Here is a 2,695-nt window from a genome sequence, read left to right as displayed (position 1 = left end):
ACCAGGCAGTACGAAGCCCCACAGAGGCCCTCGACCGGCTCCAGGCCGACCTGGAGGACTCGTGGGGCCGCTACCCGCTGGACGATCGCCAGGCCGTTCTTGTTGGCGTCGAAGGCGAGGCTGCCGCCGGTGCCCGGGCCCAACGGCGTCGCATGAATACCCGATCAGGGCTGGCCGAGTACCGCCGCGTCGCACCGTGGGTGGGCGGGAAGATGGTCGATGCCTTCCCGTCCGTCACGAGATTCGCCGGAATGCCGCAAGCAGCTTCGGCGGCTTCCATTCGGAGGAGGGGCAAGGATGGTTTCGGCCTATGGCACGATGCTGCCATCGCGGTGTGACTCCGCGGTGGGCGACGACCTGTCCGGCGGTGACTTCGCCGGACTCCTGCGACGACACCGTCGTGCCGCCGGCATGACGCAGCGCGAGCTCGCCGCGCGGGCCGGCCTGAGCGCAGCGATGATCCGTGACCTTGAGCAACGTCGTACAAGGGTGCCACTGGCCCGTTCGGCCGACGCACTCGCCGTGGCGCTGCGGCTCGGACCGCCCGACGTGCACGCACTTCGGCGGGCTACCACGGTGGCGGTCAAGCGGGCGGCAGCGATCACCGAGCAGCGGGCCGCTTTCGGTGGCGACCGGCCAACGATCTTCGCGTTGGGTCCACTCACCACCGGCAGGGACGAGGCGCAGGTCGACGTCAGTGGCCGTGGCGTGCGAGTGGTCCTGGGCCGGCTCATCCTCAGCGCGGGCCAGACCGTGCTGCGCGAGGAGTTGCTCGACGTTCTGTGGCCGTCCGGTGCACCAGAGTCAGCGATCAACCTGGTCCAGACGTACGTGTCCCGATTGCGGCGGTTGCTGGAGCCGGGCCGGTCACCGCGGGCCCTCACCAGCGCGGTGAAGCTCGCACCGGGCGGCTATCGGTTGCAGATCGATGCGGGGCGCCTCGACGTGTTGACATTCCGCGGTCTTGTCCTCAGGGCCCGGGACACCTGTATCAAGCACCCCGCGCAGGCGGGTGAATTGCTCGACCGGGCGCTGGGGATGTGGCGAGGCGACCCGTTGGACGACCTCGACACGTTGCGCGAGCATCCCGCAGCGGTGGCGTTGCGGGAAGAGCGCGTCGCCGCGAGTCTGCTCCGCGCCGAGCTCGCCGAAACCCCTGAACAGCACGCGGCGGCGGTGCGGCTGCTGCGGCCCCTGGCAGACCGCTACCCGTTGCACGAGCAGGTCCATGCCAGTCTGATGCTCGCGCTGGCCGCGACCGGGCGGCAGGCCGACGCGTTCGGCGTCTTCGACGAGGCTCGGCGGCGCCTGGCCGAGCAACTTGGCGTCGACCCGGGGGCTGCGCTCACCGACAGTCGGCAGCTGGTGCTGCGTCAGCAGTGGCGATCGTCGTCATCGTCGAAGCACCACACATCAATGCGGCGGCCGATGCCTTGCCAGGTGCCGGCGGCTCCTGCGGATTTCACCGGCCGGACCGAGCAACTGACGCGTTTGCGCGAATTGCTGGGCGGCCGCGCGCGGGGCGGCAGCGTGCTGTGCACGGTGTCCGGCGGCGCCGGCGCGGGAAAGACGGCAATCCTCGGCGCCGTAGCGGCCGAGGTACGCGACACCTATACCGATGGGCAGCTGTACGTGGACCTGCAAGGTTCCGGTCCTCGTCCCCTACGGCCTGTCGACGCGCTCGTCACCATGCTTCGCGCGCTCGACGTGCAGGCCGGGCCGCTGGGGCCGCAGGAGGCCGCCGGGCTTCTTCGCAGTGCCCTCGCCAAACGCAGCGTGCTCGTCGTGCTCGACGACGCCCGTGACGCTGCGCAGGTCCGGTCGCTGCTGCCCGGCCCGGGCCGCAGTGCGGTCCTGGTCGCCAGCCGACAGCGACTGGCGGACCTGGAAGGCGCACACCCCGTGCATCTTGGTCCGTTGCCCCAGTCGGAGGCGGTGGAGTTGCTCACGACCGTGGCGCGCAGAGCTTCTCCAGCACATGTGGTGATCGACGAGGTCGCGCACGTCCTGGTGGACGCCTGCGACCGGTTACCTCTGGCGATCCGCATCGCCGGAGTCCGGCTCAGTGACCAGCCGGGCTACGCGCTGCAGTTCGCCGACGAGGGGCGCCGCCTCGACCACTTGCGCCTCGGTGATCTGCACGTTCGTGCCGCGTTCGAGAGCAGCTACGTCCAGCTCACGCCTGCGGTTGGCCGGGCGTTCCGGCTGGCGGCGCTCGCACCCGGGGCCGACTTCGGGCTCGCCGGAGCGGCGGTGCTGCTCGGCGACGATGTCGGGGTCGTCCAGCGGCTGCTCGACCAGTTGGTGGAGCGAAACCTCCTCGACCGCTCTGACACCGGCCGGTATCGCTATCGCGGGCTCCTGCGCCTGTATGCGGCGGAACTCGCGCGGGCCGACACGAAACGCGCCGAGGCGGTGGCCCGGATGTCCGAGTGGTACCTGCGGCGGACCGCCGCTGCCGTCGCGGTCCTATGGCCCGGAACGGTACGCCCGCAGGGGCGCCGGCGCACCGGAGACACCTTCGAGGGCCCGACTGCTGCGTCGCAGTGGCTCCGTGACGAACTGCGAAACCTCTCAGTCGTGATGCAGGACGCCGCAGCTCGTGGACCGTCGCGACGGGCGTTGCTGCTGCCAGATCAGCTGCGTGTCCACCTCGCGGCGCTCGACCCCGTTGCGCGCGGGGTGTGATCGAGAC

General features: G+C 70.7%; 1 protein-coding gene. It reads left to right on the top strand.

Translation table 11 applies throughout. The features are described from left to right. Positions 1-297 precede the first annotated feature (297 nt). Entirely contained in the window at positions 298-2,688 is a 2,391-nt protein-coding gene (locus ABZ406_RS30885) for a BTAD domain-containing putative transcriptional regulator (protein WP_357769103.1), read from the top strand. Positions 2,689-2,695: the final 7 nt, after the last annotated feature.

The organism is Micromonospora sp. NPDC005710, from assembly GCF_040630995.1.
Taxonomy (GTDB): Bacteria; Actinomycetota; Actinomycetes; order Mycobacteriales; family Micromonosporaceae; genus Micromonospora.
The sequence above is the reverse complement of the archived record's forward strand: the minus strand, read 5'-3'. Positions and strand labels throughout refer to the sequence as shown.

Bases quoted from the DNA above. Each gene is read 5' to 3' on its own strand.
- ABZ406_RS30885 (WP_357769103.1), top strand. From the start codon at position 298: ATGGTTTCGGCCTATGGCACGATGCTGCCATCGCGGTGTGACTCCGCG.